The following is a 22162-nucleotide window of genomic DNA, read 5'->3' as shown; positions in this document are numbered from 1 at the left end:
ACCCGCACCGGCTGTTGTCCCGTCGCAGTGAACCTCGGCGTCCGGTCTCGCCGGTCCTTGAGGAGTCCCACCGTGTCGGGCGCATCGCGATTTGGGCCGGGCCAATGAGTTTTGCGCGGATCCCCAGTCGACACTGCCGGATCCACTGACACAGGTGGGCCTGTGCTGGAAACGTTCCAGCGCGGGAGGAATCGCAGGGAGGCAGTGATGGGCGTCGACGACTCCGAGCAGGAGCGCACGATCGGCACGGGCGAGCAGCGGACGCGGACGAGCGGCCCCAGGGTGTTGGTGGCGGGGGCGAGCATCGCGGGACCCGCGCTGGCCCACTGGCTGCGCCGGCGGGGGGCCGAGGTGACCGTGGTGGAGCGGGCTCCCGAACTGCGTCCCGGGGGGCAGGCGGTGGACGCGCGCGGGGTCGCCAGGGAGGTCATCAGGCGCATGGGGCTGGACGCCGTGGTCCGCGCGGCCTGCACCGACACCGCCGGCGCGCACACCGTGGACGCGGACGGGCAGGTGCTGGAGACCTTCCGTGCGGACGACGACGGTGGCGACGGGTTCATCGCGGACATCGAGATCCTGCGTGGGGACCTGTCACAACTGCTCTATGACGACACCCGCGACGGCGTCGAGTACATCTTCGGCGACCGGATCGCCGAACTCACCCAGGACGCGGGCGGAGCCGACGTGGTCTTCGCCCGCGGCAACCGGCGGCGCTTCGACCTGGTGATCGGGGCCGACGGGCTGCACTCGCCACTGCGAGCGATGGTCTTCGGACCGCACGAGCGGTTCCTCCGCCACCTCGGGCACGTGCTGGCCTTCTACAGTGTGCCCAACGAGTTCGGGCTGGACCGCTGGCTGCTGGAGTACCAGGATCAGGAGTCCGGACGCTCCGCCCTTCTGCGACCCATCCAGGACGCCACCCGGGCGACGTCCATGTTCTCCTTCACCTCGCCCGACTTCGACGTCGACCACCGTGACGTCGCGGCCCAGAAGCGCCTGCTGCGTGAGCGGATGGCGGGCCTGGGCTGGCTGGCCCCGGACATCCTCGCCCACCTGGACGACACCCCTGACTTCTACCTCGATCAGGTCGCCCAGGTGGTGATGGACCGCTGGTCGAGCGGGCGGGTGGGGCTGCTCGGGGACGCGGCGTTCAGTTCCTCGCCGCTGTCCGGGCAGGGCACCGGGCTGGCGCTGGTCGGCGCCTACCTGCTGGCCGGAGAGCTGGCCGCCGCCGAGTGGGACCCCGGCACCGGGTTCGCCCGCTACGAGACGCGGATGCGCTCGTTCGTCGAGGCCAACCAGGAGATCGGCCGATTGAACGCCCGCAGGCGCGACGTCCCCGGGCCGGATGCCCAGCCGCTCCCGGACTTCGCCGGCGAATGGTTCACCGAGCTGGTCGGCCGCGCGATCAACGGCGTCGAGCTGCCCGACTACGCAGGAGCACCGGACTCCGCAGCCTCCGCCGGATCACCGATCACCTGATCGCTCAAAACGGTGGCGCGGGATCTCAAAGCCTTGTCGGGTGGTGGCGTCAGGTCGTCGGGACGGCGCGCCGGCGTCTGGGGAGTGGTGGCCTGGGCGGTGGCGGCGGTCTCCGGGTGTGCGGGGCGGCTGTGCGGGCCACGGCCGACTGCCCCGAAGTGCCGCGGCGGAGCCGCCCGACCCTCCACGGAACGGTGGGCAAGCGGCCCCGGGGCCTGTTACCGTCCTCGCAGTCGCCCGGGCCCGCCTTGGTCCGGGCCCGCTGAGTTCTTCCGCCTGGCGAATGGGGCGGCGGCAAGGGCGCGTGCCCCGTCCTTCCGCAGTTCTGGACGCCCTTGGCGGGCCGAGGGTCGCACCACAGATTTTCTCGCACTCCCGTCGGAGTGCCGGCGCCGGCGACCCGGAGCGGCCCGTCCCGTCAGGCGGCGACGAGGGATCTCCCATGCCGTCCGCCGCTTCCGGCTACGGTTCTCTGCTGCGCCTCCCCGGCGCCGCCGCCTTCTTCTTCGCCGCCGCGGTGGGCCGCGTCGGTCTCGCCATGACCGGCATCGGCCTGGTGTGGCTCAGCCACGCCCGGACCGGCTCCTACGGCACGGCCGGCCAGACCGCGGCCGCGTTCGCTCTGGCCGAAGCGCTGATCGGTCCGCAACTGGCCCGGCTGACCGACAGGTTCGGCCAGACCCGCGTGCTGCCGCTCTCCCTCCTGGGCCACGGGCTGGCCGTCGCCGGGGTCCTGTCCGCCGCCTCCCGGCCCGCGCTCGTCGCCTGTGCCGCGTGCGCGGGGGCCGCGGTTCCCCAGCTCGGGTCGCTCTCGGCGGCCCGCTGGGCGGGCCTGCTGCGGGCCGAGCGGTCCGGCGACCTGCCCGCCGCCTTCTCGCTGGAGTCGCTGGCCAACGCGACGGCGTTCCTCCTCGGGCCCGTCCTGGTCACCGCGCTCGGCGCGGCCGGTCGGACGGGGCTCGCCTCCGGCCTGGCGGCCGCCCTGGTCGTCGGCGGAGGCGGCGTCCTCGCGGCCCAGCGCCGCACCGCACCGCTCCCGGGCCGCACGCTCCGACGGGAGGACGTGCCCGCGCGCGCCACCGGCCGGGGCTCCGCACGCGGCCTGACCCGGCCCGGCTTCCTCCTGCTGGCGCTGCTCAACGTCGCCATCGGCCTCTACTTCGGCACCATGAGCGTCTCCATCAGCGCCTTCGCCGTCGGGCACGGGACGCCCGGCGCGGCCACGCCGATCACCGCCGCCGCCAGCCTGGGCGGACTGCTGGCCGGCTGGCTCTACGGACGGCGCCGGCACAGCACCCCGGCGAACCTCCAACTCATCGTCGTCACGGCCTACTTGACGGGGACAAGCCTGCTGCTGCCGTTCGCCCCCTCCGCGGCCTGGCTGGGGGTCGCCTCGGTGGCGACGGAGGCGGCGGTGCCGCCCACGCTCGTCCTGCTGACCGTCCTCACCGAGCGGTCCGTCCCCGATGCCGTCCTCACTCAGGCGTTCACCTGGAACAACTCGGCGAGCGCGGCCGGGTCGGCACTCGCGGCCTGGCTCGCCGGCCGCACGGCCGACCGCCTCGGCGCCTCCGCCGCGTTCGCCCTGGCGCCGGCCGCCGGACTCGTCCTCCTCCTTCTCGCCCTCGCCGCCCGGCGCCACCACACCGACCGGCCGGCCGTCCCGGCCGCCCGTCAGCCGGTGTGAGCCGGCCGCGGTCCGCCCGGGCCGGCCTGTCACGGCTCGGGCTGGGTGGGCCGCAGCGCCTTGTTGCGGCTCGGGCCGTGCCACTCCAGGCACAGCACGGTCGCGTCGTCGGCGAGCCTGCCGCGGTTGTGCGCGAGGATCGCCCGCATCAGCCTGCGCAGTGTCTCCGGCACCGGCAGGCCCTCGGTGTGGTGGCGGTTGAGGAACTCGATGAAGCGGGCGACGCCGAACTCGTCGCCGGTCCGGTCCCGGGCCTCGGTGATCCCGTCGGTGTAGAGGACGATGCGGTCACCGGCCTTCAGTTGTTCGCGGCACACCGTGACCTCCAGTCCGAGGCCCATGCCGAGCGGATGGGCGGGCTCGCACTCCAGGCCGCTCACCCACCGCCCGCCACGGATGATGATCGGCGGGGGGTGCCCGCGACTGACCCAGGAGAACTCACCCGAGGCCAGGTCGAGGTCGGCGAGCACCGCGGTGGCGTAGCGGTTGCCGTCGAAGTGGTCGATGAGGGCGCGTTCGATCCCCTCGCCGATGCCCACGAGGTTCGAGCCCTGCCGCCGCTCGTTGCGGAACGCGGCCACCGCGACGCTCGCGGTCAGCCCGGCGAAGCTGTCGTGGCCCATCGCGTCGAACACCGCCACCTGGGCCGTACGGTCGGCCACGGCGTAGTCGAAGGCGTCGCCGCCGATGTCGTAGGCCGGTTCCGCCGCCGCGGCGATGACGACGTCCGGATTGGCGAACGACAGCGGCGGCATCAGGTTCCACTCCAGCTCCGCCGCCACCGTCATGCGCCCCTTGCGCGTCAGGCGCGAGTACGCGTCGCTCGTCGGGCGCTTGCTCACCAGGTGCAGGCCGGCGAGCGACGCCAGCATGCGGGCCGCGCGGAGCCGGTCCCCGCCCGACACCGTGGCCCCCGGGCCGGAGCCGTCGAGGGGCTCGGAGTCGTCGCGGCCGGCCGGCAGGTCCACACGCAGGACACCCAGGCGCTCGGTGCCGTCCAGGACGGGCACCCACCACCGGTCGGTGTCCAGATCGTCGCCCATCTCCGACAGCGCGCGGTTCTCCCGGAAGGCGGTGCCGGGCAGGGAGTCGTCGATCGAGAACCGCTCGCCGCCCTCGCCGGCGTCCATGCCCTTGCCGGTCATCTCGCACAGCACGTCGTCCCGCAGATCCGCGACGAACACCCGGGCCCTCATCAGCCCCGCCGACTCGCCGCTCATCTGCACAAGCTCCGGCAGCTCGTCGAACCCCACGAGGTGGCCGCGCCGCAGGAACCCCTCCGTCATGTCCATCACGCCGCCGAGATCGCCCACGACCACATGTCCTCCCGCCGTGCTCTCACGGCCGCAGCGCGTCGCTATCCAGGGAAGCTTTGCCCTCTTTATGTCATATATGACCAGATAGTGAGGGAGTGTCCCGCACTGCGGTGGTCCTGATGGCGGAACAGGGGGCCCGGACGCCTGACGGGGCCCGGGCGGCGGCTGCCGGCCCGGGCCCCGGTGGGGGGAAGCGCGGAACTGCTGGGGACTGCTGGGGACTGCTGGGGAACTACCGGCGGAGTACCGGAGGACTACTGCAGGCCTACTGCAGGACGTGGACGTAGTCGACGAGCATCCGCTGCGGGAAGACGCTGGTGGCGTCGGGAGCCCCGGGCCAGTCACCGCCCACCGCGTTGTTGAGGATGATGTAGAACGGGTGGTCGTAGACCCAGGGGCCGCGGGTCTGCTCGACCGTCGAGCGGTCGGCGGTGAAGAAGTTGTGGCCGTCGACCGAGAACGTCATGTGGGTGGAGTCCCAGTCCACCGCGTAGGTGTGGAAGTCGGAGGCGAAGTCCGAGCCCGCCACGGTGTACGGCGACCCGTAACCGTTCCCGCCGTTGTACGCCGGGGCGTGCAGCGTCGAGTACACGGAGTCCGGCACCTTGCCGACGTGCTCCATGATGTCGATCTCCCCGCAGGCGGGCCACGGCGTACCGGTCGTGAAGTTGGCGCCGAGCAGCCAGAACGCCGGCCACAGGCCCTGCGTGCCGCTGACCTTGATCCGTGCCTCCACATGGCCGTAGGTGAAGGTGAAGTGGCTGGCGGTGTTGATCCGGCCCGAGGTGTAACTGCCGTCCGCCTCCTTGCGCGCCTCGATCACCAGGTCGCCGTTGCCGTCCATGAACGTGTTGTCGCCGTTGGTGTACGTCTCCAGCTCGCCGTTCTGGCCGCGGCCCGGGTCCTGCGACCACTTCGAGGAGTCCGGCTCGCTGCCCGCCGCGCCGTTGAAGTCGTCGCTCCACACCAGGTGTTCCGGGTTGCCGGGGTTCGGCGGCGTGGCGGGCGGCTGCGTGGGGCTGCCGCCGGTGCCGTACACGTCGAAGGTCCACAGCGAGTAGCCGTAGCCGTTGCTGCGCGCGGTGCCGTACATCCGCACGTAGCGGCCCGTGCCGTCCACCGTCAGGGTCTCCTTGAAGCCCTTGCCGGTGGTGGTCGAGTAGATCGGTGTCCAGCTCGTGCCGTCGGCGGACGTCTGGATCTGGTACGACGTCGCGTAGGCCGGGTCCCACTGCAGGACGACCTTGGTGATGTGCGCCGTCGCGCCGAGGTCCACCGCGATCCAGCCCGGGTCGACCCAGCCGTTGACGTCACTGGTCGCCCAGCGGGTGGCGGGGTCCTCGTCGAACGCCTTCGCGGGGTTGCACGCCGGGCAGTTGCCGTCGTCCTGGTACGTCGACGCGGTGGCCGGCTTGTTGTACGAGAGCAGGGCCGTGCCGCCGGTCGGCGGCGGAGTGGTTCCGCCCGTGCCGCCGGTGGTCCCGGTGCCTCCGCTGCCGGTGAAGACCTGGAACTCCCAGAGCGAGTAGCCGTACTGGGTGGCGCGCTGGGTCCCGTACATCCGGACGTAGCGGCCGGTGCCGCTGAGGGTGATCAGCTCGGTCGCGCCGGGACCGGTGGTGGTGGAGTAGACGGTGTTCCAGGTCGTGCCGTCGGCGGAGACCTGGATCTGGTACGCCTTGGCGTAGGCGGCCTCCCACGACAGCTGGGCGCCGCAGATCTGCTGCGAGGAGCCGAGGTCGACCTGCAGCCACTGCGGGTCGGAGGCCGCGGACGACCAGCGGGTGGTGGCGCTGCCGTCCACCGCGGCCGAGGCGGGAGTGCCGCCGTTCTCCGCCGAGGAGGCCGTCGCGGGCTTGTTCAGCGCCGCGTTGGTCGTCGAGCAGCCGGAGTTGCCGCCGCCGGCGGTTCCGTAGACCTGGAACTCCCAGACGGAGACGCCGTACTGGGTGGCGCGCTGCGTCGTGTAGAGGCGGACATAACGCCCGGAACCGTTTACGGTGAGGTTCTCCGTGCCTCCCGCGCCGGTCGTGGTCGAGTAGACCGACGACCAGGTGGTGCCGTCCGCCGAGGTCTGGATCTGGTACGCCTTCGCGTACGCCGTCTCCCAGTCGACGGTGACCGAGCTGACGGTCGCGGTCGATCCGAGGTCGACGGCCAGCCACTGCGGATCGCTGAAGGTGCTGGACCAGCGGGTGGTGGTGCTGCCGTCCACGGCGGCCGAGGCGGGAGTGCCGGCGTTCTCGGCCGAGGACGCGGTGGCGGGCTTGCCCTGCGAGAGCAGGGAGCCGGCCGCGCGGGCCGGGTGCTGGGTGACGACGAGCGCGAACATGGCGACCAGGGACGCCACGAACGCGAAGACGAGGGTGCGGGGGACTCTGCTGAGGGTGGGGCGTGGGGGACTGCCAGTCACAGCGTCTCCTGAGGGTCGCCGGAGGGGGGAGTGTGAGAGCGCTCTCTGGTGCTGTGATGATTACGGCGTTGCCGTCGGCACGTCAATGAAGTGAACGAGAATCGCCGCCGCGGCGTCGGGACTCGAAGGCGCAGCGAACTCCTTGGCCGGTTATGGGGGTTATGCGGGTCGGTGCTGTGTGCAAGAGCTTGCGGCGGGCCGGCCGGGCGGACCGGATCCGGGCGTGCCAGTCGGACGGATCCGGCCGCCGTCTCGCCTTCTCACAGCCCGAACAGCGCCGCCGCGTTGTCGTGGCAGACCGCCCGCAGCCAGTCGTCCCCGAGACCCAGCCGGCCCAGGGCCTGGAGCTGATGGACGTACGGGTAGGGGATGTTGGGGAAGTCCGAGCCGAGCAGGACGCGGTCGCCGAGGGCTGCCAGCCGGGGGAGAGCGCCGCGCGGGAACGGCATGAACCCCTCCGTGAAGTCCGTGAAGGCCATGGTCGTGTCGAGCCGCACCTCCGGGTGGCGCTCGGCGAGGCCGAGGAAGTCCTGGTACTCCGGCATCCCCAGGTGCGCGACCACCAGCCGCAGTCGCGGGTGCCGGGCCAGCACCCGGGCGACCGGTTCCGGTCCGGTGTACTTGCCGGGCGCGGGCCCGGACCCGCAGTGGATCACCACGGGAATCCCCGCCTCGGCTAGCAACCCCCAGGCGCCGTCCAGGAGTTCGTCGGCCGGGTCGTACGCACCGACCTGGACGTGCGCCTTGAACACCCGCGCGCCCGCCTCCACCGCCTCGCCGACGTAGGCCTCGACGTCCTGTTCCGGGTAGAGCGTGGCGGTGTGCAGGCAGTCGGGTGTGCGGCAGGCGAAGTCGGCCGCCCACCCGTTGAGCCAGCGGGCCATGCCCGGCTTGTGCGGGTAGAGCATCGAGGTGAAGGCCCGCACGCCGAACTCCCGTAGCAGGGCGGCGCGTTCGGTCTCCTCTTTCCGGTACGCGATCGGCCACGCCAGTCCGCCGGTGAGCGGTCCCTGCGCCTCGAAGTAGTCCCAGACCTTGTTCAGGACGCGTTCGGGCATGAAGTGCGTATGGACGTCGACCAGCCCGGGGAGTCCGAGCCGGCCCCAGAACCGGCGGACCTCGCCGGCCTCGGCCGCGTGGTGATCACTCATGCCGTCCACGATCGGCCCTGGTGAGCGGGTGGACCACCCCTTTCGGCAAGGAGCGGGTGAGGCATCCGTCACCCGGACGGCCGGAGGAGTCCCGTCCGGCTGACAGCGCCTCCCCCCGCGGCCATCGTCCCGTCCGGGGCTCGCGTGCGGCCGACGCCGGACGGGACGGTGCCCCGGATACCGCCGTCCGGGGACGGCGAGTGGCAAGGTGGAAGGCATGTGCGGCCGATATGTCTCATCCCGGAGCCCGGCGGAACTCAGGCGCCTGTTCGACGTGCCCGACCCTCCGCTGGAGGAGGCGGCGGTCGAACCGAGCTGGAACGTCGCACCGACCGACGACGTCTGGGCGGTGCTCGAACGCGCCGACCGCACCACCGGCGAGATCCGCCGCCAGTTGCGTGCCCTGCGGTGGGGCCTGGTGCCCTCCTGGGCGAAGAGCCCGGACACGGGCGCGAGGATGATCAACGCGCGGATGGAGACCGTCGCCGACAAGCCCGCCTACCGCAAGCCGTTCGCCAAACGGCGTTGCCTGCTGCCCGCGGACGGCTTCTACGAGTGGGAGAGCGTCGAGGTCCCGGGCCGTCCCAAGCCGCGTAAACAGCCGTACTTCATCACCCCCGAGGACGGCTCGGTGATGGCCCTGGCCGGACTGTACGAGTTCTGGCGCGATCCCCGGGCCGAGGACGACGACCCGGCGGCATGGCTGACCACCTGCACGATCATCACCACCGAGGCCCGGGACGCCGCCGGCCGTATCCACCCCCGTATGCCGCTGGCGATCCCCGCCGACGACTACGAGGCGTGGCTCGACCCCGCGCACGCGAACGCGGAGGAACTGCGCGACCTGCTGGTCACGCCGGCGGACGGCCGCCTTGTCGCGCGCCCGGTGTCGCCCGCGGTGAACAGCGTCCGCAACGACGGCCCGCAGCTGATCGAGGAGGTCGACCCGGAGCAGGAGGGGACGTAGTCGCCCGGGCCTTCTGCCGTGGTCGGTGGCCGCACCGGCCGCAGTTGCGCGCGCCGCCCAAAAGGTCCTGGTCGCTTGACCGTTCGCGGTCCGGCGGATGCACGAAGCTGGTACGGGAGCGTTCGCCCAGGGCAGTTGAGTAGCCGTACTCATGTGGGAGGCCCGCTCCTGGTCCGAGACTCACGCACATGGACGCACGTCAGAACCGCTGCCCCGACTGCGGCTCGCCCCTGGGTGCCGCCCCGGGCCCCCGCTGCCCGCGCTGCCGGCTGCCGCTCACCGGACCGGAAGCGGTCGAACTCTGGAACCTGGACCGCACGCTGGCCGACCTCGCGACGCGGCGGGCCTGGCTGTTGCAGCGACGTGGCATTCTCATCGCGGCTCTGCGCTCCCGTCCGTTCACCGCGCCCGCGGGGCTCCCTGCGGCCCACGCTGCCGCCTGGCCGCAGAAGGGCGTGCCCGCGGGGGTGCCGGGTCCGGACGCGCGGAAGCTGTCCGTGCAGACCGTGCTGCTGGTCCTGGGCGCGGTGCTGACGTCGATCGCCGGGATCGTCTTCACGCTCGTGAACTGGGGCCACCTCGGCATCGCCGGCCGGGCCGTCGTGCTCGTCGTCGTCACCGCCCTTGCCTTCACCGCCCACCTGAGCCTGCGGACGCGCCTCGCCGCGACGGCCGAGACGGCGGCCGCCGTCGGGCTGGGCCTGGTGCTGCTCGACTGCTACGCCGCTCGGGCCGCGGGCCTGGCCGGGCTTGACGGCGTGCCCGCGGACGCGTACGGAACGGCGGTCACCGCGCTGGTGAGCGCGGGTGCCTGGGCTCATGGGCGCTGGACGCGGTCCGTCGTCATGCCGTGGGGCGCCCTGCTGCTCGTCCAGGTGACGATTCCGTTCGCGGCGGCCACGGTCGACGGCGGGCGTGTGGGGTGGGCGATCGTCCTGGCGGCGGGCGCGGCTCTCGATCTGGGGTCGGCCGTCGCGCTGCGCTCGGCCGCCCGCCGCGGCACGTTCCTCGCGCCGGCCACGACGGCGGCCGCCGGGGTGTGGGCCGCCGCCGGCTGCCTGGTGGCGGGCTCAGCGCTGCGGGCGGCGGGACCGGGATCCGCGTTCGGTCCCGTGCTGCGGGCCTGCGTTCCGCTGGTGCTTCTGGTGCTGCTCGGGGCGACCGCCGCCCTTCGCCGCGAACTGCCGTACGTGGCACGGGTGGTGGCCGGCGCTCTGTCCGGGGTGGCACTCATCGCGGTGGCGGGAAGCGTGCCTCGGGCCGCGCTGCCGGCGTCCTGCGGGGTGATCGTCTACGCCGTGCCCACGACTGCCCTCGCGATCGTCGCCGTCATCGCCCTGGGGCGGACGGCCGGCGGGCGCGGCGCCGGGCGGCACCCGCTCTGGACGGGTTTCGCGGCATCGGGCGCGCTGCTGTGGCCGATCGCGATGAAGGTGCTGCCGGGACTGCTGCGGGCCCTCGGTCAGCCGTTGCGCCGGCCCGCAGCGACCGCCGCCGGCCACTGGCAGGTCGCAGCCGAGGTCCCGGTCGTCGCGGCGCTGGTGGCGGTCACTCTGGGCACGGTGGCGCACCTTCTCACCGGCCGTGGCGCCTGGGGCGCGGGAGTGCGGGCCGCGCCGGCCGCCGGGGTCACGGGGGCGGCCGCGGGCCCGGGCGCGGGGACGTCGCGGGTCGCCGGCGAGGGGGCCGGGGAGCTCCGCGCCGCCGAGGGCGTCGTGCCGGGCGGGACCGGGGAACCGGACGAGGCGGAAGCAGGCTCGCGGGCGGCGGGCGACGCTGTGCCGGGGCGTGGCGCCGGGCCCGCCGTGACCCCCGTGCCGCAGGGCCGATCAACCTCGGTCCTGGGGGTGTTGGTGTGGTGCGCGGCCATCGTCGCCGCCGTGCCGGCCGTCGCCCTGAGCCCCGTGGCAGCCGGTCTGCCGTTCGGGGCGGCCCTGGCCGCCGCCTGGGTGCCCGCGGCTTCGGCGGCAGCGAACCTGGTGCGCCGGGGTGGTGCCGATACCACGCCGCGGCTGTGCGCGGTGGCCGCTCCGGCGGCCCTGGCACTGGTCTGGTCGCTCCCGCAGGACGCGGCCGCACTGGTCGTCTGGGGCGCCACCGCCCTCCTTGCCGCGGGCCTGGCCGCGGCGCTGCGCGGGTCGGACCGGGACGGCATCGCCCAGGGCGCGGCGGCGTTCACCGTCATCGCGCTCGGCGTCGAGGCGGCGCGGGCCGCCGCGGCCGCCGGACTGCCCACCCATCTGGCGGCGTTCGCCGTCCTGGGCGTGGCGGTCGCATCGGCGCCCGCGGCGGCCCTGCTGCGGGGCACGGCCGTCGAGGTCACGGGGTACGGCGTCGGGGGTGCCGCGGTACTGATGACCCTGGGCCACGCGAACGCCGCCGGTACCGCACTGGCCGTCGCGGGGGCCGCGGCACTGGGGGTCGCGCTGCGTGCCGACCGCCGCCGGGCCGCCGCCCTGACCGCCACGGCCCTGCTGACCCTGTCGACCTGGATCCGGCTGGCCGCGGCCGGTGTGAGCGCGCCCGAGCCCTACACGGTCCCCGTCGGCGTGGCCGCCCTGGTGCTGGGCCACCTGCACCGCCGCCGGTTCCCCGCGACCGGCTCGTGGCGGGCGTACGGACCCGGGCTGGGCCTCACCCTGGTGCCCGCGCTGGGCGCCGCCTGGGCCGACGTCCACTGGGTGCGGCCCCTGCTGCTGGGGCTGGCCGCGCTCGCAGTCACCCTCGCGGGTGCGCGGTACCGCCTGCGCGCGCCCCTGCTCCTGGGCGCGGCGGTCCTGGCCGTGGACGCGCTGCACGAACTGGCCCCGGCCATCGCGCAGTCCCTCGGCCTGCTGCCCCGCTGGGTCCCGGTCGCCGGGGCGGGTCTGCTCCTGCTCTTCCTCGGCGCCACCTACGAACGACGCCTCGCCGACAGCCGCCGCCTGCGCGCCCACCTCCGCCGCCTCACCTGAGAGCCTGTGCGAGGTCACCTCACCAGGCTACGCGGGCCAAGCGTCGGCGGGCGCGGGCGAACCGGCTTGTGCGGGGCGGGGGCAGCGGATACTGTCCCCCGCACATGGCATGGGGCCGTCGCAGGTGGGGGCATGGCGAACGAGAGTGGCGCGCCCGCGAAGGGCGTGAGTGCGTGGGGGCAGGTGGTCACGGCCGTCGTGCTGGTCGGGGGGCTCGGAGCCGGCCTGTGGACGTTCACCAGGTCCTCGTCGGCGGACAGCACCCCGCCGGCCGCGACCTGCTCGGACGGGCAGCCGGCGAAGGCGTCCGGAACACCGCGGAAGAGGTCGGGAACGATCTCCGGCGCGCAACTGTGCGCGGCTCTGAACCGGCCCGACCTGGCCGATCTGCTCGGTACACCGGGAGAGACCGCCAAGAGCGCGAGCAGCAGCACCAGTAGCCTCACGCTGGCCGGCGGCAAGCAGATCCCCAACCCCTCGGCCAGGGTCGAGCTCGGGACCTACACCGTGAACCTCCAGGCCAGCTATGACCAGTTGCCGGTGGGCGAGTACGCGAAGGTGCTGGGCGGCGACGCCCGCCCACGGACGGTTCTGGGCCGCACGGCGGTCCTGTACTCCGACCGGACCATCCGGGTCAGCTTCCGGCTCGACGGCGGCGACAGCCACAGCGGTCCGGGTGTGCCGGCCCGCTCACTGCTCCTTTCCCTGAACCTCGAGGACAGCGGCGGCTCGTACGAGATGACGCTGTGGCGCACGGACGGCGGGGCGCCGGACGACGCGGTCCTGGTCCACCTCGCGGAGGAAGTGCTGCCCACCCTTCCCGGGTGGACCGCACGCTGACGGCGAGGAGCCCGGCGGGCGGCCGCCGCGCGTCACCTCCCGTCGGCGTCCAGGCTCCGCAGCGGAGGGGCCGCGGGGACGGGCCCGAGGGTGACGGTGCCCGGGCGGGCGAGATGGGTCAGGCCGTGGCGGTAAGCGGCGATGGCCTCCTCGGTGCGGCCCTGACGGTGCAGCAGGTCGCCCAGCAGGCGGGAAGTGTCCGCCAGGTCACCGGCGACCGCGGCCTCCTCCTGCAGGGGGATGGCATTCCGGTAGTGCCGTTCGGCCTGTTCGGTGTCGCCGCGTTCCTGGTGGATCAGGCCGAGCAGGCGGTGGGCCGCGGCCGCGTGCACCGCGCCCCGGCCGGGGCCGAGTTCCTTCAGGAGGCCGTGCAGGAGGCGTTCCGCGTCGGCGTCCTGGCCCCGCCGGCGCCGGACGTCGGCGAGCTCGACGTCGACCTGGGCGGCGTAGAAGGTTCCGCCGGTCTCGCGCAGCATCTCGCGTGCGGTGCGCAGTTCGCCCTCCGCGTCCGCCAGCCGGTCGTGCTGGGTGTGCAGATAGCCGCGCATCCAGTGACACAGGGCCAACTCGCTGCGGATCTGGCGTCGTTCGTAGAGTTCCTGGGCTTTGACGAGATAGCCCTCGGCGTCGTCGTAGCGCCCGCGCGCCGCCAGGGTGCGGGCCACCGCCCGGTGCAGACCGGCGATCGCCACGGGGTCGCCGACCTGAGGGGCGAGGTCCAGCGCGAGACCGGCGGCCTTGGCGGCGCGCTCGTGCGCGCCGAGATCCATGTAGGGGGTGATGACGGTGGCGTACATCAGCAACAGGGCGTCAGGGTCGGGCAGTCCGTCGGCGTTGAGCTCGTTGATGCAGTTCTCCAGCAGGTAGCAGGCGTACCGCACGTCGCCTTCCAGCTGGTGGGCGGTGGCGCGTCCGCGGACCGCGCGGACGCGTGAGGGCAGCGGTTCGTCCGCCAGCAGGGCCTCCGCCCGCTCGAACTCGGTCCGGCCCTCGGCCAAGGCGCCCCGTCTCACCAGGCAGTGCCCGAACGCCACCCGCAGGTCCGCTTCCAGATCGGGGATCCGGTGGTCCTCGGCCTGGCGAATGAGCGCGCCGAGCAGGTCCTCGGCGTCCCGTCCGGCGCCGCCGTCGACCAGGTCGCCCGCGCGCGCCAGGCCCTCGCGCAGTTCGGCGCGGAGCCCGGCGGGGACGCCGGTCGCCAACTGCTCGTAAGTCGTGCCGAGTTTGCCGGCGAAGTAGCGCAGCGCGGTCTCGGAGGCACGGACCTTGCCGGCCTCGACGGTGGAGACATAGGCGGCGGTGTACTTCGGCTCGGCCAACTGGCGTTGCGTGAAGCCCAGTTGACCACGCAACGACTGGACGCGTCCGCCGATCCCGGCGGCGTCGTCGTGCGCGCCGTCCTGCCTACCACCGCTCGGCATGGGCACCTTCCAGGTCGTCGTGGGGGCGCGCGCCCGGCCCACTCCTATCACGGTTCATGCCCCCGGCGGTCGGCCGGCCACCGGCCCGCCGCGGAACGGGCGGCGCGGCCCGGGCCCTTGCCCCGGTCCTCTCCACCCCCTAGCTTAACTCGCAACATAACTCGGCTTACGTCATCACTTACGTCATCGGTTACGTCGTCGCTCGTCGCTCGTCGCCCGCCGACTCCGCTGCCGGGCAGCGGAGCCGGCCCGCCCGGCGGGCGGCCGCGCGTCAATCCGTGCGTCCGCCCGTCAACCGCCGCCCACCGCTTGCTCGTTCGACAACTCCATGGAGCGCCACGATGCGCATACGCCCCGCCCTGTCCGGAGCTCTTGCCACCTGCAGCCTGATCCTGCTGTCCTCGGTCTCCTCCGCGCCCGCTCAGGCGTCCGGCACCGCCGCCCCCACGGTGCCGCCCACCTCCGCGTCTGCCACGGCGACCGGCCCCACCTGCTGGTACGGCGCCTGTTACGACTACGTCTACGGCCGGCAGATCACCGACACCTCGGGTGCGTCGGTGCGTATGAAGATCGAGGACCCCGAGGTCGACCCGGCGCAGACCGGCGAACACTCCCTGCAGGAGCTGGCGCTCCAGGACACCGCGCGGGTGTCCACCGTCGAGGTCGGCTGGACCGTGGACCCCGAACTCAACGGCGACAGCAGGCCCCACCTGTTCGTCTACCACTGGGTGGACGGGCAGACGTCCTGCTACAACGGCTGCGGCTTCGTCCCCGTCTCGCGGACGGTCACGGCCGGCATGCCCCTGCACGCCGGCCGGGCCGCCGAGTTCGGCCCCCGCAACATCGGCGGCGACTGGTGGGTGCTGTTCGGCGGGCAGAAGGTGGGCTACTTCCCTGGCTCGCTCTGGAACGGCGCCTACGACCGCGCCCAGGTCGTCACCGCCTTCGGCGAGGTCGCGGAGAACGCCGACGACGTGCCCTCGTGCACCGACATGGGCAACGGCAGATGGGGGAGCGGTCCCGCGGCCTCGTGGGTCGACGGCTACCGCCTGTACGAAGCCGCGGACCGCCCCCGCTTCACCGTCACCGCCAGCAGTCCCGGCAGCTACGACTACGGCAAGGCGTCCGCCACCTCCTTCCGTCTCGGCGGGCCCGGCGCCGGCCCGTGCTGACGTGGCGGGAGTCACGCCTATGAAATATGCATCTGAGATGTGCATTCGATAATCTGCCGAGCGTGCAGCTGACCAAGTACACCGATCTGGCACTGCGTGCGGCCATGCGACTGGCCGTCGCCGACGGCCGCGAACTCCTGACGACCAAGGAGATCGCCGAGGCGATGCGCGTGCCCTACACGCACACCGCGAAGGCGATCGCGCACCTGCGGCATCTGGGTGTCGTCGAGGCGCGACGCGGTCGCGGTGGCGGTCTGGCCCTGACCGAACAGGGCCGGCGCAGCCGGGTCGGTGAGCTGATCAGGACGCTGGAGGGCGATCGCGAGTCGGTCACCTGCGAAGGCGCCAACCCGTGCCCGCTGGCCGGCGGATGCCGGCTGCGGCACGCCCTGAGAGAGGCCCAGCAGGCCTACTACGCGTCCCTGGACCGGTTCACCATCCAGGATCTGGTCGCCTCTCCCACCGGTCCCGTCCTGCTGTCCCTGGCCGGTCCGCACATCTGAACACCGCGGCTCCGCGGTGGCACGCCGTGCCGCGCGCCACCGGGTCGCGCCCGTTAATTGGCATCTGAGATGCAGATTTCAGATGCGGATAAGGAGCCACCTGTGCTCTCCGCACAGTCCCTGCCTGTCGTCCGCGCCACCCTCCCGGACGTCGGCGCGAACCTGGACGCCGTCACTGACGCCTTCTACCGCCGTCTGTTCGACGAGCGGCCCGAGCTGCTGCGCGACCTGTTCAACCGGGCCAACCAGGCCAGCGGCGCCCAGCGCCAGGCGCTGGCCGGCGCCGTGGCGGCCTTCGCGACGACGCTGGTGGAGCGGCCGGACGACCGCCCCGACGCGATCCTCGCCCGGATCGCCCACAAGCACGCCTCGCTGGGGATCACCGCCGACCAGTACGAGCTCGTCGGCCGTCACCTGCTGGACGCCGTGGCCGAGGTGCTGGGCGACGCGGTGACCCCGGAGGTGGGCGCGGCCTGGCAGGAGGTGTACTGGCTGATGGCCAACGCGCTCATCGCGCGCGAGGCCCACCTGTACACGCAGGCCGAGGTCGCCGCGGGCGAGGTCTGGCGCGACATGGAGATCGCCGAGCGCACCGAGGAGTCACCCGACGCGGTGTCGCTGACCCTGCGCCGCACCGACGGGCTGCCCACCGAGCCCTTCCTGCCCGGCCAGTATGTGAGCGTGCAGGTCGAACTGCCCGACGGCGCCCGCCAGATCCGGCAGTACAGCCTGTCCTCGGCGCCGGACCGCAAGACCTGGCGGATCACGGTGAAGCGGGAACGCGGAGCCGCGGGATCGCTGCCCGCGGGCGAGGTCTCCACCTGGCTGCACGCCAACGCCCAGCCGGGCGGGCTGCTGCGCGTCTCCCGCCCCTTCGGCGACCTGGTGCTGCCCGACGGTGACGGTCCCGTGCTTCTCGCGTCCGCGGGCATCGGCGTCACCCCGATGCTGTCGATGCTGGACCACCTGGCCCGGACATCCTCGCGGCGGCCGGTCACCGTCGTGCACGCCGACCGCTCGGCGGCCGGCCACGCGCACCGCGACGAGCAGGACGAACTCGTCATGCGGCTGCCCGATGCCACGCTGCACGTCTGGTACGAGGACGCGGGCTCCGGAAACCCTGCCGCAGACGCTGCCGACTCCACCGCCGAGAACACCGACGGCGGCGGGGCGTCCCGCTTTGTCCACGAGGGCCGTGCGGACCTGAGCGGCTTCGACCTGCCCGTGGGCACCACGGCCTACCTGTGCGGGCCGCTGCCCTTCATGCGCGCCGTCCGCGGCCAGCTGCTGGAGAAGGGATTGGATCCCGCCGCCGTGCACTACGAGGTCTTCGGTCCCGACCTGTGGCTTTCCTCGGCCGCTCCGGCCGACGTGGCCTGACGTCCGCCCGGCCGCCGGACGGAAACCGCCACGGCCCCACCAGCGCGGCCGCCCGGTTTCGTTCCCGAGCCCCAACGGGCCCGGGAACGAAACCGGGCGGCCGGCATTTCCGTTGCCGCCGCATGCGCTCTTCTCGCGGCCCCGCGAAATTCACTTGCACCACTCGGCTAGCATGTTCGAAATCGCGGCGATCGCCCTCGTTCGTCCGCCGTTCATCAGAATTCCGTGCCATCCAGGGACGGAAACTGACAAACATAGCCAACAGCGAACAAATCGACCAGGCAATTGATATCTATACCATCACGGGTGTTCTCGCGAATAAGCCTCCGAACCGCGGCTGCCGCACTGCGGCGACCGCGGGTACTGCTGTGGGCCGCGGCAGGGGTGGTGACCCTCGGCTTCCTCGTCGCGCTCGAGGTCGCCGCGCGCCACTACGGGCTGCCGGGACCGATCACCACCCAGGCGCAAGAGGTGATATTCGCCCCCAAATCAGGTTTCCTGCTCTACGCCAGCCTGGGTCTGATGATGGTGGTGCTCACCTGGCGGCAGCGTTTCGTCGCGCTCGGATCCGCGATCGGCATCGACCTCGTCTTCCTCCTGGTGCGCTTGGCGGTGCACGCCGAACCGGCGTTCGGGAACGGCGCGCTGTGGGTGATCCTGGGGTGCGCCGTCATCGCCGTCGCGCGCCGCACCGGGCGGGAGCGCACCCTGCTCCTGAAGGGCGTCGGGCTCGGGCTGCTGCTGGTGACCGGCCGCAAGACCGGTGACACCTGGCTGCTCATCACGTCCAAGACCCGCCCCGCGGTGCTCGACCAGTACGCGGAGACCGCGGATCGCGCCCTCGGCAACCCGTCGTGGCTGGTCGGCCGGGCGGTCGAGGCCACCGGGCCGATCGGGTCGCACGTGCTCGACTACGTCTACATCCAGCTCGCGGTGGCCGCGGTCGTCGTGGCGATGTACCAGCTGCGCCATGTGGCGGTCGACCGCGGCTTCCCCCGGCACCACCTCGTACGCACGTTCCTGGTCATCGGCCTCATCGGGCCGGCCGTCTACATGATCTTCCCGACGGTGGGGCCGGTCTTCGCCTACGGCGCCGACGGCGGGCACTGGGCGGTGGCGAACCTGTGGCCGGACGCGACGCCGTCGCTCAGTGCTCCGCACCCGATGGCCTTCGACGAGATCACGCCGCGGAACTGCATGCCGAGCCTGCACACGGCGTGGGCCACGGCGATATTCCTGCATTCGCGCAAGGGGCCGAAACTCCTGCAATGCGCGGGGGCTTTCTGGCTGGTCGCCACGCTCGGCGCGACCCTCGGATTCGGTTATCACTACGGCGTCGATCTCGTGGCCGGCGTGGTGTTCTCCCTGACGATCGAAGCGGGATTGCGCACGCACGACCGCGGATGGGACGCCGCCGGAATCCGGATGGTGACCTACGGCGCGGGCGTCTTCGTCGCGCTGCTGCTTTCCTATCGTTATCTGCCGATGCGGATGGCCGAGCACCCGTGGCTGTTCGGCCCCCTGCTGCTGCTGGCCATGACCTCGGTGATCCTGGCCTACATCCGCGCCATCACGCTGTGGGAGCCCGGGTCCGTGCCCGCCAGGCAACTCGACCCGCAGCCGGAGATGGTCTGAGCCGCCCACCCCGGGTTTGCGCGAGGGGCGAGTGGCAAGGCGGGACTCATGGTGCAAATCGGATACACGATGATGACCGAGCAGTCCGCGCCACGAGCCCTGGTCGAGGACGTGGTGGGCGCCGAGCAGGCCGGGTTCGACTTCTCGGTCTGCTCGGACCACTACTTTCCGTGGCTGGACGAGCAGGGTCACGCGCCGTACGCCTGGAGTGTGCTGGGCGCCGCCGCCCAGGCCACCGAGCGCATCCCGCTGATGACCTACGTGACCTGCCCCACCACCCGTTACCACCCGGCGGTCGTGGCCCAGAAGGCGGCGACGATGCAGCTGCTGTCCGAGGGCCGCTTCCGGCTCGGCCTCGGCTCGGGGGAGAACCTCAACGAACACGTCGTGGGCGGCGGCTGGCCGACCGCGGCCGTCCGGCTGGAGAAGCTGGAAGAGGCCGTCGGCATCATCAGGGCACTGCTGTCCGGGGCGGTCGTCGACCACGCGGGCCCGCACTTCGAGGTGCGCGGCGCCCGGCTGTGGGACCTGCCGGACACACCGCCCCCGCTGGGGGTCGCGGTCTCGGGGGACCGGTCGTGCGAGGTCGCCGGCCGGCTCGCCGACCTGGTCATCGCCACCGAGCCGAAGCCCGAACTGCTGCAGTCCTTCGACGAGCACGGAGGCACCGGCAAGCCGAGGGTTGGCCAGCTCCCCGTCTGCTACGACACCGACCGCGACGCGGCGGTCGCCCGCGCACACGAGCAGTTCCGCTGGTTCGGCAGCGGCTGGAAGGTCAACGCGGAGCTCCCGGGGACGGACGGCTTCGCCGGCGCCACCCAGTTCGTCCGGCCCGATGACGTCGCCGAGTCCATTCCCTGCGGCGACGACGTCGAGGCGTTCGTGGCGGCCGTCCGCCCCTACGCGGAGGCCGGATTCGACGAGGTCGCGCTCGTCCAGATCGGCGGCGACCACCAGCAGCCCTTCCTCAAGTGGGCGCAGGAGACGCTCCTGCCCGCGCTGCGCGACGCCTTCTGAGCCGGACGGCACCTCGCCTGCGGGGTCCTTGGGGGACGTCCTCCCCCTCCTGGGAGCCGACGCGGACGGGCGGACACGGGGCCGCGGGTGAGACCGCTCACCCGCACCGAGCAGAATGACCCGTGAGGCCCGGGGGAGAAGGCCAGGGATGGGACCGGAGGGGAGGGCAGGCGCGTGACGAGGTCGTACGACGCCGAACCGGAGGCACCGCGCGCAACCGCCGAGGTGTTCGCCGCAGATCGGGAGTTCGGCAGCGATCTCGCTGCCGTCGACTGGGCGGCCACGCCCCTGGGCCCGCCCCAGGACTGGCCGCAGAGCCTGCGGACCGCCGTCGGCATCCTGCTCTCCTCCCGCTTCCCCATGTGGATGGGCTGGGGCCCGGAGCTCACCTTCCTGTGCAACGCCGCCTACCGGCGGGACACCCTGGACCACAAGTACCCGTGGGCGCTGGGGCGGCCGGCCCGCGAGGTGTGGGCGGAGGTCTGGGACCACGTCATGCCGCGCGCCGACACCGTGCTCTCCACCGGCAAGGGAACCTGGGACGAAGGACTCCTGCTGTTCCTGGAGCGCTCCGGCTATCCCGAGGAGACCTACCACACCTTCTCCTACAGCCCGCTGCGCGACGACGCCGACGCCGTCGTCGGCATGCTCTGCGTGGTCCGGGAGGACACCCAGCGGGTCGTCACCGAGCGCCGGATGGCCACCCTGCGCGAACTCGGCTCGGACGGCACGGTCGTGCGCACGGAGCAGGAGGTGCTGGAGTTCGCCGGCCGGCAGCTCGGCCGCAACGCGTGGGACCTGCCCTTCACCCTGACGTACCTGCTCGGTGACGACGGGTTCGCCCGGCTCGCGGCCACCACCGGCTTCGACGGCGGGCATCCGGCGGCGGTGGAGGTCGTCGACCCCGAGGACCCCCAGGCGGTGTGGCCGGTCGCCGCGCCCGCTCTCGGCGAGTCCGTTCTGGTCGCGCTCGACGACGGCCCCTTCGGCGACCTGCCGACGGGCCACTGGGGACAGCAGCCGACGCATGCCTTCGTCACCCCCATGCTCCGGCAGGGCGGTGCCCCCTACGGCTTCCTGGTGGCCGGACTGAACCCCCACCGGCCGCTGGACGACGAGTACCGGGGATTCATCGAACTCGCCGCCGGCCACCTGGCGTCCGGCATCGGCAGCGCCCGCAGTTACCGCGCCCAGCAGCGCAGGGCCGAGGAACTGGCCGAGCTGGACCGGGCCAAGACCACCTTCTTCTCCAACATCAGCCACGAGTTCCGCACCCCGCTGACGCTGATCATGGGACCGCTGGACGAACTGCGGATCCGGCTGGCGGACGACGAACCCTCGCGCCAGGAACTGGACGTCATCCACCGGAACGGGCTGCGGCTGAGCAAGCTCGTCAACACCCTGCTGGACTTCTCGCGCATCGAGGCCGGCCGTATGCAGGCCAGCTACGAACGCGTCGACCTCGCGGCGGTCACCGCGGGCCTCGCCAGCGTCTTCCGCTCGGCCGTCGACCGTGCGGGTCTCGCCTTCGATGTCGACTGTCCGCCGCTCGACCGTCCGGTCCTCGTCGACCGCGACCTGTGGGAGAAGGTCGTCCTCAACCTGCTCAGCAACGCGCTGAAGTTCACCTTCGACGGGTCGATCGGGGTGAGCGTGCGCGCGGAGGGCGACGAGGCGGTGGTCGTCGTCGCGGACACCGGCGTCGGCATCCCGGCGGCGGAACTCCCGCGGCTGTTCGAGCGGTTCCACCAGATCGAGAACACCCGCTCCCGCTCCCACGAGGGCAGCGGCATCGGACTCGCCCTGGTGCAGGAGCTGGTCACCCTGCACGGGGGCACCATCACCGCGGCCAGCACGGAGGGTGAGGGCACCCGCTTCACCGTACGGCTGCCCTTCGACAACCGGCCGGCGCCGGCCGGGGAGCGCGAACCGGCCCCGGGCCGCGGTACGGGCGCCCAGGCTGAGCCCTACATCCAGGAGGCCCTGCGCTGGCTGCCGGGAGCGGCCGGCGTGTCCGCGCTGGAAGCGGCGGGGCAGGGCACCGCGCAGGAGGCGGGACCGCACGTCCCCGCGGAGACATCGGCATCCCCCACGACCGAGCGGGAAGCACCGGCGGCGGCGGACGCCCCGCATGCGGCCAGACGGGGGGCTGCCGGCGCGCGGCCTGAGTCGCGACAGCATCGTGCGGCGGCTGGTCGACGGCGCCCGGTTCCGCGCCGACGCG

15 protein-coding genes are annotated in these 22162 nt (G+C 72.9%); 11 read left to right on the top strand and 4 right to left on the bottom strand.

Translation table 11 applies throughout. The annotated features are described in order from the left end of the window. Positions 1 to 207: 207 nt before the first annotated feature. Positions 208 to 1482, top strand: a complete 1275-nt coding sequence (locus tag K7862_RS33105; RefSeq protein ID WP_262414185.1) for an FAD-dependent monooxygenase — start codon at positions 208 to 210, stop codon at positions 1480 to 1482. A gap of 442 nt (positions 1483 to 1924) precedes the next feature. Then, the gene (locus K7862_RS33100) at positions 1925 to 3169 is read left to right on the top strand and encodes an MFS transporter (protein WP_222968751.1); all 1245 of its coding nucleotides are present in this window, start codon (positions 1925 to 1927) and stop codon (positions 3167 to 3169) included. 29 nt (positions 3170 to 3198) lie between these two features. On the opposite strand, the gene K7862_RS33095 is transcribed toward K7862_RS33100, so the two are convergent. The 3 genes from K7862_RS33095 to K7862_RS33085 form a co-directional block, all read right to left on the bottom strand. Continuing rightward, positions 3199 to 4482, bottom strand: coding sequence for a PP2C family protein-serine/threonine phosphatase (locus K7862_RS33095; RefSeq protein ID WP_308012324.1), 1284 nt, complete (start codon positions 4480 to 4482; stop codon positions 3199 to 3201). 268 nt (positions 4483 to 4750) lie between these two features. Then, entirely contained in the window at positions 4751 to 6817 is a 2067-nt protein-coding gene (locus K7862_RS33090; protein WP_262414189.1) for a discoidin domain-containing protein, read from the bottom strand. A gap of 341 nt (positions 6818 to 7158) precedes the next feature. After that, positions 7159 to 8049: an amidohydrolase family protein gene (locus K7862_RS33085; RefSeq protein ID WP_222968749.1), complete on the bottom strand. Its 891-nt coding sequence runs from the start codon at positions 8047 to 8049 to the stop codon at positions 7159 to 7161. 217 nt (positions 8050 to 8266) lie between these two features. Between K7862_RS33085 and K7862_RS33080 the strand changes: the two genes are divergently transcribed. From K7862_RS33080 to K7862_RS33070, 3 genes are all read left to right on the top strand, one after another. Then, entirely contained in the window at positions 8267 to 9016 is a 750-nt protein-coding gene (locus K7862_RS33080; protein WP_222968747.1) for an SOS response-associated peptidase, read from the top strand. A gap of 188 nt (positions 9017 to 9204) precedes the next feature. Next, entirely contained in the window at positions 9205 to 11970 is a 2766-nt protein-coding gene (locus tag K7862_RS33075; RefSeq protein ID WP_222968745.1) for an SCO7613 C-terminal domain-containing membrane protein, read from the top strand. A gap of 132 nt (positions 11971 to 12102) precedes the next feature. Next, entirely contained in the window at positions 12103 to 12810 is a 708-nt protein-coding gene (locus tag K7862_RS33070; protein ID WP_222968743.1) for a DUF6215 domain-containing protein, read from the top strand. A gap of 32 nt (positions 12811 to 12842) precedes the next feature. On the opposite strand, the gene K7862_RS33065 is transcribed toward K7862_RS33070, so the two are convergent. Beyond that, a complete protein-coding gene (locus tag K7862_RS33065; protein WP_222968742.1) occupies positions 12843 to 14231 on the bottom strand; it encodes a helix-turn-helix domain-containing protein in 1389 nt (462 codons plus the stop codon). A gap of 341 nt (positions 14232 to 14572) precedes the next feature. On the opposite strand from K7862_RS33065, the gene K7862_RS33060 reads away from it, so the two are divergent. From K7862_RS33060 to K7862_RS33035, 6 genes are all read left to right on the top strand, one after another. Continuing rightward, positions 14573 to 15403, top strand: coding sequence for a neprosin family prolyl endopeptidase (locus K7862_RS33060; RefSeq protein WP_222968740.1), 831 nt, complete (start codon positions 14573 to 14575; stop codon positions 15401 to 15403). Between the two features lie 62 nt (positions 15404 to 15465). Beyond that, on the top strand, positions 15466 to 15906 hold the full coding sequence (locus K7862_RS33055; protein WP_222968738.1) for an RrF2 family transcriptional regulator: 441 nt from the start codon (positions 15466 to 15468) through the stop codon (positions 15904 to 15906). A gap of 102 nt (positions 15907 to 16008) precedes the next feature. After that, positions 16009 to 17286 carry a globin domain-containing protein gene (locus tag K7862_RS33050; RefSeq protein ID WP_222968736.1) on the top strand — a complete coding sequence of 426 codons (1278 nt, stop codon included), beginning with the start codon at positions 16009 to 16011 and terminating at the stop codon, positions 17284 to 17286. A gap of 345 nt (positions 17287 to 17631) precedes the next feature. Then, complete coding sequence (locus K7862_RS33045) at positions 17632 to 18921, top strand: phosphatase PAP2 family protein (protein WP_262414187.1); 1290 nt, start codon at positions 17632 to 17634, stop codon at positions 18919 to 18921. Positions 18922 to 18969: 48 nt separating this feature from the next. After that, positions 18970 to 19938, top strand: coding sequence for an LLM class F420-dependent oxidoreductase (locus K7862_RS33040; protein WP_222968732.1), 969 nt, complete (start codon positions 18970 to 18972; stop codon positions 19936 to 19938). 174 nt (positions 19939 to 20112) lie between these two features. Beyond that, on the top strand, positions 20113 to 22162 hold a 2050-nt coding region (locus K7862_RS33035), incomplete at its 3' end, for a GAF domain-containing sensor histidine kinase (protein ID WP_372461714.1).

Origin of the sequence: Actinacidiphila acidipaludis (assembly GCF_019890725.1) — a bacterium.
In the GTDB taxonomy this organism is placed as follows: domain Bacteria; phylum Actinomycetota; class Actinomycetes; order Streptomycetales; family Streptomycetaceae; genus Actinacidiphila; species Actinacidiphila acidipaludis.
Note: the sequence above shows the minus strand (reverse complement) of the source record. Positions and strands in the feature narration are given on the sequence as shown.

Excerpts from the sequence above, each read along its gene's own strand:
- K7862_RS33080 (WP_222968747.1), top strand. The coding sequence starts at position 8,267 with ATGTGCGGCCGATATGTCTCATCCCGGAGCCCGGCGGAACTCAGGCGC.
- K7862_RS33070 (WP_222968743.1), top strand. The coding sequence starts at position 12,103 with ATGGCGAACGAGAGTGGCGCGCCCGCGAAGGGCGTGAGTGCGTGGGGG.
- K7862_RS33065 (WP_222968742.1), bottom strand. The coding sequence starts at position 14,231 with ATGCCGAGCGGTGGTAGGCAGGACGGCGCGCACGACGACGCCGCCGGG.
- K7862_RS33100 (WP_222968751.1), top strand. The coding sequence starts at position 1,925 with ATGCCGTCCGCCGCTTCCGGCTACGGTTCTCTGCTGCGCCTCCCCGGC.
- K7862_RS33085 (WP_222968749.1), bottom strand. The coding sequence starts at position 8,049 with ATGAGTGATCACCACGCGGCCGAGGCCGGCGAGGTCCGCCGGTTCTGG.
- K7862_RS33040 (WP_222968732.1), top strand. The coding sequence starts at position 18,970 with ATGGTGCAAATCGGATACACGATGATGACCGAGCAGTCCGCGCCACGA.
- K7862_RS33090 (WP_262414189.1), bottom strand. The coding sequence starts at position 6,817 with ATGTTCGCGCTCGTCGTCACCCAGCACCCGGCCCGCGCGGCCGGCTCC.
- K7862_RS33060 (WP_222968740.1), top strand. The coding sequence starts at position 14,573 with ATGCGCATACGCCCCGCCCTGTCCGGAGCTCTTGCCACCTGCAGCCTG.
- K7862_RS33075 (WP_222968745.1), top strand. The coding sequence starts at position 9,205 with ATGGACGCACGTCAGAACCGCTGCCCCGACTGCGGCTCGCCCCTGGGT.
- K7862_RS33105 (WP_262414185.1), top strand. The coding sequence starts at position 208 with ATGGGCGTCGACGACTCCGAGCAGGAGCGCACGATCGGCACGGGCGAG.